Source organism: Plantibacter sp. MMLR14_011 (assembly GCF_001865025.1).
In the GTDB taxonomy this organism is placed as follows: Bacteria; Actinomycetota; Actinomycetes; order Actinomycetales; family Microbacteriaceae; genus Plantibacter; species Plantibacter flavus_A.
Genome location: NZ_MJGW01000039.1, coordinates 133,786 through 141,407 on the forward strand (window position 1 = coordinate 133,786; position 7,622 = coordinate 141,407).

A 7,622-nucleotide genomic window follows, 5' to 3' on the forward strand; every position below is an offset into this window, starting at 1 on the left:
ATGCTTGAAAAGCGACCGAGCGTCCGTGACCGTTCCGGTCGGCAGATCGGGGTCAAGGCGGCGCTAATTCTGTTGATCACTATCAGCTTGCTGCCGTATGTCCTCATGGTGGTGACGTCGTTCAAGACGAACGAGCAGTTTGCGTCGAGCTTCTGGGGCATCGAGCTGCCGTTGCACTTCGAGAATTACGGACGCGCCTGGAACCAGGTTGCGCCCTATCTGTGGAACACGATCTTTATTGCGGCCATCACGATAGTTCTTGTTCTCATTGTTTCTTCGATCGCGGGTTTTGTGCTTGCCCGCTACCGGTTCCGCGGCCGGAACTTCATCTACGGTCTCGTGCTGTTGATGATGATGATTCCTGGCATCGCAAATCTCATTCCGCTCTTTGTCATGATGCGCGATCTTGGGCTGCTGAACACCTACACGGTTCTTGTTATCCCCTACGTAACGGGCGGAGTCGTGCTCGGCACGGTTCTGTTCCGGAACTTTGTTGAAGGAGTGCCACAATCGATCTTTGACGCGGCGCGAGTCGACGGAGCCACGGACTTCCGCATGTACATCTCAATTATGTTGCCGCTCTCGCGTCCAGTGCTGGGAACCATTGCGTTGATGACAGTTACAACCGTATGGAACGACTTCTTCTGGCCGTTGCTGGTGCTCAGCGATGACAGCCTCCGGACGGTATCTGTCGGATTGCAGTTTTTTCAGGGACAGAACGCCACTGATGTCGGTCCTCTCATGGCGGGGTATTTCATCGCCAGTCTTCCGCTCGTTATCCTATTCGGCTTCCTCTCCAAGTACTTCCTGGCGGGGGTACAAGGAGGTATGCCGGGCTCACACTGAGTTCAAGCTTCTACCATCGACGCCCGCATTCCGCTGGCGCACCACATTCGAAAGGCCAACTCATGCAGTCACGCAGCCGCTCCCGCATCGTCGCGGGTGCCGCAATCTCAGGAATAGCTATCTCGACGCTCGTCGGCTGCGCCGGCGGGTCCGCCTCAGATAAGACGACCATCACCCTCGCCGGCCCGAACCAGTTCACGAGCGACACCGACTCATTCGGTAGCGCCTGGGACGATCTCATCGCGGCATTCGAGGCTGACAACCCTGACATCGAGGTGAAGACGACCGTGCTGCCGTTGTCTTCCTGGGCCCAGACGTCGTCCGCTCAGTTGACGGCGGGCACGGCTCCCGAGCTGATTTTCGCGCAAACCCCGCACCAACCCGACCAGGTGGCATCGTTGAGCGACCAGCTCGCCGAACCGAACCCCTTCTCTCAGACCAGTCGGCCATGGATCGAAGATTTCAAAGGTGACTACTTCGGCGGCCCCAACAAGCTCGGTACCAATGCCGATGGAGAGTACGAGGCCATTCCTTTCAACCTCGTCGCAGCCGGGCTGTATTACAACCAGGACGCGCTGAAGAGCGCCGGAGTGGAACTCGAAGACCTCGCGACGTTCTCGGGCTTTATTGACGCCTGTGGAGATTTGCGCGAAGCGGGGTACTCGCCCGTCGGCTTGGATAATTCCGGCCTGTACCCGGCGTGGACGGTGGTCGCACTCGGTTCGATGTTGCTGCAGAGCGAGTACGAAGACCTCAACCAGTTCGACGCAAATGGTGAGGCTGGTGAGTCCATGCCGGTCACGGTCAAGAGCCTGGCCCACGCGCTCCTCACTGGTGAAGTGGACATGACCGGTCCCGCGTTCCAGGACACGCTCGGGCTTCTCAAGACCTTCGTCGACGAGTGCGGCACGGAGAACTGGTCCGGTGTGCCCGCGCAAGGGTCGTTGTCTGGGGGAACGGAATTCGCCGGCGGCCAGGCCGCCATGGCGTGGGGTACCAACTTCTCCGGCGCCGGCCTAGGCGACGTCGACTTCACCTGGGGCACATTGCCATTCCCGACAGTCGAGAAGACTGACTCCACATTCGCGAGCGGGTCCGACGCTCAGTTCGGAGTCAACAACGGTGGCACGGCCTACATGATCCCGGCCTACGTCCAGGGTGCGAAGCGAGACGCGGCCATCACCTTCCTCCAGTACGTCTCGAGTCCCAAGGTCAAAGACTGGCTCGACGCCACCAGTAGCATCTCTGCGCTTGTCGACGTCGAGGACCCCTCGTCGCTCGCCGCACTGACGCAGGGATCCTGGGCACAGCTACCGCTATCCGGACAAGCGGGGGGACTGTTCCAGTTTCCGGCGGCGGAGGCGGGGCAGAACATATTTGAGGGCTACCTCATCGGGTCCGGCGACGCGAAGAGCTCTCTCAAGCAGATCCAATCCAGCTCGACTGAGTGGGCCCGGGAGCAGGCAGCTCAGGCGAACTGGACTGAGGACTGGGCCCAGTAATAGCGGCACCCCGGTCAGCTCGGCTTTGGTTCACCCACCCGGGCTGGCTGGGGTGACCTCAACCCAATCCATTGTCGTCTTGGAAGGCCTCACATGACAGTTCATACCATCGCCAGGATGGACGCGTACGACAGCGTCCCTGTTCTCACACACGGCGAACCGGAGTTTGGTGATCAGCACAACGCCCGCGACGTGTGGGTGTTTGAGCACGACGGTCTGTTTTTTATGCACTACGACGCGGCTGGTGCTGATGGTTGGCTCTCAGCCCTCGCGACCAGCGTCGACGGGGTGCATTGGACCAAGCACGGTCCCATTTTGCAACTCGGATCTGTGGATTCGCAGGATTCTGCGTCCGCAAGTTACGGCACAACGTTCTACGACGGAGATCGTTGGCATATGTTCTATCTCGGAACGCCAAACGTCACCAACGACGAGCTGAAAACGCCAAGCTTTCCTTACATGACGATGAAAGCCGAAGCGTCGCACCCTGCTGGTCCATGGCGGAAACGTCCGGATATTGTCCCCTTTGTGGCTGAGGCGGGATCTTGGTATTCCGACACGGCCAGTCCGGGGTGTGTCGTACGGTACGACGGGGAATTCATCATGCTGTTCAGCGCGGCGACCACGGCCCAGGACGGTCGTATCTTGCGCACCCTCGGGGTGGCCCGCACCCGGGACCTGGACAGCACATGGCAAGTCGATCCTGAACCGCTTCTGCCTTTGGACGAGCAGATCGAGAATTCTTCGCTCTACTACGAACCGGCGAACGGCCTGTGGTTCCTCTTTACCAATCACATCGGCGACGAAAGTGGTTGGGACCCTGTGCCGCCACAGAATACCTCGGAGTTCACCGATTCAATCCTGGTCTACTGGTCGGCTGATCCGACGAAGTTCGATGCCGAGCGAAAGGCCGTTGTTGTCGACGCCCAGAACGCCGAGTGGACGCCCCGTATCGTCGGACTGCCTAGCGTGCTCCCCATCGGCGACCGTCTAGCCGTTTACTTCGACGGAGCCCTCAACGACACCATCGAGCATGGCGGCCGAGACATCGGCGTCGCATACCTCGACCTCCCTCTCGAGCCTCCCGTCTGATGGTGAGGGATAACGAAGATGTCCCGCGAGGGTTGGAGCTCGCGGCGAACGATCCGGCCGACATCGTCACCGCCCCCGGGACGTATGGTCGCCCGGCCGCAACGCTGTATCTCGACCGAGATGAGAGCGCACTCTCGACGCTGTTCTGGTTGAACAACGATGCCCAAGACGTCGACCACCATGCCGGCTTCCGCGGGCAGGTTGAGATCCTGAACGGTGGAATGTATACGTTGCGTTTCCAGGCGGTGTCGGTGTTCCGCATGTGGGTCGACGACGAACTCGTTGCACACGGACCTGTTCGCTATGTCCCTGCGGTGCCAGAGTTCACCGCGGTGACAATCGACCTCGCCCCTGGAGAGCACGTCCTGCACTTTGAGGCGCACGCCGAGGGCCTCATGACGAGGACGACGCCACCGGTAGCTCCTTTCGTATGGGCAGAGCTGGTGAGCGCCCAGGATCACCGCCTGCCTATCCAGTGGGTCGGAATGTCCCTCGCTGATGCGTACCCGGCGACGGGGCGACGAGTAAGCCCGTTGCTCGGTTGGATCGAGCATCAAGATTTGCGGGTTTTGGACTGGCGATCGCTTAGCGGAGACGACCCACGGTGGGAGCCCGTCAGCACGTCGCCAACTGCGCGTGAGCAGCTCGGAACCCCGCTTGCACATGCTGCGGCCTGCCCCGTCGGTAGGGCCTCTGTGATGCGGTTGACCGAAACGGGCCGATACATCGACACCTACGCAGGTTACGTCCTCGACGACCCGGCTGTTCAGTTTCTTCTCGCTGACCCCAGTCCGTCCCGGAGCGACACTCCCGACGGTGTGTGGCATCGGTACGACCTTGGTCGCATACGTATCGGGGCGGTGGAGTTGGATGTCGAAACTGAAGTCGAGTCCATTGTGACCATCGCGTATGCAGACCGACTCACTCCGGACGGGAGGCCGTCACCTGTGCACGCGCTGTCACTCGGCTCGACGGCGTTCCTGCAACGGTTCACCGTTCCCGCCGGCATAACCGAAATCCGTCCCTTGCAGACCTTGGGCGGCCGTTACATCGAGGTGCGTGTCGAGAGCCAGCGGAGCGTTCACGTGCGCTCGGCACGGTTCCGCGACCGAGATCTTCTCGGTAAACCCGTCGGCGCTTTCAGCTCGCCGGATGTTCTCCTGAACCGTATATGGCAGGTGGGAATAGAGACGCAGCGCTCGGCGGCCGAAGACTCTCTGGTGGACTCGGTGCGTGAGCGTGGAGAATGGCTCGGTGACGTAGTCACGGCCTCGCTCGGGATTCTGCAGTCGGGATGGGGAAGTTCTGACTTGGCGCGTAGAGCGGTCGTGCACGCGGCCTCCGCTGCACGCTCGGACGGTCTGGTCGCCGGATGCGGGCCAGGCGAGCTCATCTACTTGGGCACCTACGCTGCGCAGTGGACGGCGGCATGTCTCGCGATTGCTCGGATGGAACAGTCAGACGATTTGCTCCATCAACTGGTCGATGTTGCACGCGCGAACGCTCACGCGGTCGCATCGGCCATCCACGACGATGGGTCGAACAGCCTCCCGTGGGGGTTTGTCGACTGGGGGTATGAGATTGGAGCCCCTGGCGCGGATGTCGCTGTTCTGGCCCACGCCTTGATGTGCCTGCAAGCCTGGGTTAAGTGGCTGCTCATCCTCGACCGAGCAGAGGAGGCAGCGGAGTGGACTGAAGAAGTTGACCGCCTGACAAATCTGGTCCGCCAACACCTCCCGACCTCGCGGTCGCCGTACCAGTCGCAGACCTTAGCCGCACGGGCTGGGGTTATTGCGCCCTCGGAGGCCGCTACAACCATCCTTCGAAGCGTCCGTCGGGGGTTTCCGTTCCGGCCTGAAGCATCCCGCTTGAAGAATCCAACGACGTGGGTCGATGATGCGGTAACTCCGTATTTTTTGAACTACGCGGGCATCGTCCTTCTCGACGCGGGGTTCGGTGAAGAGCTTCGCGACATCTGGAGGACAGGGTGGGGCTGGATGCTGGAAGCGGGAGCCACCACATGGTGGGAGGTTTTCGACGACCGATGGAGCCGGTGCCACGCGTGGAGCGGATCTCCCACTTGGCAGATCTCGCAAAGGGTCCTGGGGCTTCAGCCCGCGGAATCGCTGCGTGGATGGGCTATCCAGGTGAATACCCTCGGCCTGGATCAGGCGTCCGGGACTGTCCCAACGCCACACGCCGTAGTTCGCGTCGAATGGACGAGAGTAGGTGACGAGGTGCGTTGGCAGGCCGAGTCCGACCGGCCCATCCAGTTCGTAGGAGAGCCCGAGCCGGTGACAAATCTCGCACGCACGCTACATCTTCATCATGGAGATCTCTTCCGATGACCTCGTTCACGCATCACTACATCGCCGACAGTGCGGACCTCGGGCTCAGCGGGGCGCTCGACCTTGTTCGCACACGCGATGGATTTCGACCGCGCCGACTGCCGCACGCAGCGTGGGAGCAGGTTCCCCATGCCTTCATGCGCACGATGGTCGAGTGTCCGGCCGGGGTGCGGCTGAGGTTCATGACCGAAGCGCGCAATATCGCCGTCGTCTTGGTCACGCGAACCCTATACCTACTGGACACGGATCAGCGCTTCAGTGCGGCCGTCGACCTCGTCGTCGACGGGTCGGTGATCGCGTCACAAATGGTGGGACGGCACCACGTGCGAATCGGGCCAGGTGCGGATCGGGCAGTACTTGAGGCCGCAGAACCTGAAACGGTGGAGTTCGCGGGCCTGCGGGTGGGCCCAAAGCTAGTTGAGATTTGGCTGCCGCACTCCGCCGTTGTCGATCTGGTTACGGTTATGACGGACGGGCCCGTCGTGCCCGCCCCTTCGCAGCAGATGAGGTGGGTGCACTATGGTTCATCCATCAGCCACTGTCTCGAGGCATCCGTACCGACCCGAACCTGGCCCGCGCTGGTTGCTAGGGGACTCGACCTCGACCTCGTAGATCTTGGCCTCGCCGGCAGCGCGCTACTGGACCCGTTTGTCGCGCGAGCAATTCGCGACACTGACGCAGATCTCATCACGGTCAAGGTCGGTATCAATCTCGTCAATCTCGGCGTGGCGCACGAAAGGATGTTCGCGCCGCTCATGAATGGATTTCTCGACACCATTCGCGAGGGACACCCCGCAACGCCCATCGTCGTCATTTCACCCGTCACCTGCCCCGCCCACGAGCACACTCCCGGCCCCACAGGTGTGGGCGTCGACGGTGTCGCTATCAGCCTCAATCAGGAACCGTTGAGGCCCGGTGCCCTGACACTGACGGATGTTCGACGCATTCTTTCCGACATCGTTACGCTTCGTAGCGCGACGGATGCCCATGTGAGCTATATCGCAGGCGATCAGCTCTTCCGAGACGCTGACGTCACAGCCGGTCGGCTACCGGACGGTTTGCATCCGGACGAGCGTGGATACCAGCTGATTGCTTCGCGCGTCGAGCCCATGCTGGGGGCCGTCATCGAGGACAGGCGGTGAGCTTGACAGGGAGTCATTCGCCGTCGCGCTTGACCTCACCCACTACGAGGTCACCCGCGACGTGAACAGCGTCCGCAACAACGGTCCCCAACAGATTGAGCCTTTGCCTTGACCCTAGAGATCACCTACAAGCGAGGCTCGGATCCAGACGTCGAGCCGCACGACGCGCTGGTGCAGTTCGGCGCTGCTCGGCTCCGCGCGGACGCGGTGGAGGGCGGTCTGTATCTGGCTCACGTCGAGACTCCGGAGGAGCTGCAGCGCACCGGCATTGCCTCTGCGTTGTTCGCACGGCTCCACCAGGAGCAGCCGACGGTGACCGAGTTCTGGACTCATGCAACCAGCCTCGACATGGATCACTTCCTCCGGCATCTGCGCTCGACTTACTCGTCGCTGACGTTCCACGCCATCGGAGACGACGATGACCTCACCGATGTCGGGTACGGCTCGTAGGCTCGAGCGGTGAAGATCCTCGCTACCGTACGTAACCGCGTCGCCATCGAGATCGAGGTGTCAGCCCCCGATGTCGCCGGCATGCGATCCACGGTGCTTGCCGAGCGGCCAGAAGGCCATGAGCTTGCAGCGCTGCGTGGCAGAGGCCGCGTCGACGGGAACCTCGTGGGCACCGCGGTGTTCCGTCCCACGAGTTTCCGGCGCAGCGCGGCCATAGAAACGGGGGGGGGGGGGCTGCTCTT

General features: G+C 61.7%; 7 protein-coding genes. All 7 read left to right on the forward strand.

Features of this window, described 5'->3' with window-relative positions:
- On the forward strand, positions 1-846 hold the full coding sequence (locus tag BIU99_RS13375) for a carbohydrate ABC transporter permease (protein ID WP_071261856.1): 846 nt from the start codon (positions 1-3) through the stop codon (positions 844-846).
- A 62-nt stretch (positions 847-908) separates the two neighbouring features.
- Positions 909-2,348, forward strand: a complete 1,440-nt coding sequence (locus BIU99_RS13380) for an ABC transporter substrate-binding protein (RefSeq protein ID WP_071261643.1) — start codon at positions 909-911, stop codon at positions 2,346-2,348.
- A gap of 117 nt (positions 2,349-2,465) precedes the next feature.
- Positions 2,466-3,440, forward strand: coding sequence for a hypothetical protein (locus BIU99_RS13385; RefSeq protein WP_139205442.1), 975 nt, complete (start codon positions 2,466-2,468; stop codon positions 3,438-3,440).
- Positions 3,440-5,788, forward strand: a complete 2,349-nt coding sequence (locus BIU99_RS13390; protein ID WP_071261647.1) for a family 78 glycoside hydrolase catalytic domain — start codon at positions 3,440-3,442, stop codon at positions 5,786-5,788. The genes BIU99_RS13385 and BIU99_RS13390 overlap by 1 nt, the downstream gene beginning before the upstream one ends.
- On the forward strand, positions 5,785-6,930 hold the full coding sequence (locus BIU99_RS13395; RefSeq protein WP_071261649.1) for an SGNH/GDSL hydrolase family protein: 1,146 nt from the start codon (positions 5,785-5,787) through the stop codon (positions 6,928-6,930). Before BIU99_RS13390 ends, BIU99_RS13395 begins: the two co-directional genes overlap by 4 nt.
- A gap of 171 nt (positions 6,931-7,101) precedes the next feature.
- A complete protein-coding gene (locus BIU99_RS13400; protein WP_139205443.1) occupies positions 7,102-7,380 on the forward strand; it encodes a hypothetical protein in 279 nt (92 codons plus the stop codon).
- Between the two features lie 9 nt (positions 7,381-7,389).
- Positions 7,390-7,622, forward strand: a 233-nt coding sequence (locus BIU99_RS20165) for a hypothetical protein (protein WP_217635002.1), incomplete at its 3' end; no start/stop codon positions are given.

Excerpts from the sequence above, each read along its gene's own strand:
- BIU99_RS13375 (WP_071261856.1), top strand. The coding sequence starts at position 1 with ATGCTTGAAAAGCGACCGAGCGTCCGTGACCGTTCCGGTCGGCAGATC.
- BIU99_RS13380 (WP_071261643.1), top strand. The coding sequence starts at position 909 with ATGCAGTCACGCAGCCGCTCCCGCATCGTCGCGGGTGCCGCAATCTCA.
- BIU99_RS13385 (WP_139205442.1), top strand. The coding sequence starts at position 2,466 with ATGGACGCGTACGACAGCGTCCCTGTTCTCACACACGGCGAACCGGAG.
- BIU99_RS13390 (WP_071261647.1), top strand. The coding sequence starts at position 3,440 with ATGGTGAGGGATAACGAAGATGTCCCGCGAGGGTTGGAGCTCGCGGCG.
- BIU99_RS13395 (WP_071261649.1), top strand. The coding sequence starts at position 5,785 with ATGACCTCGTTCACGCATCACTACATCGCCGACAGTGCGGACCTCGGG.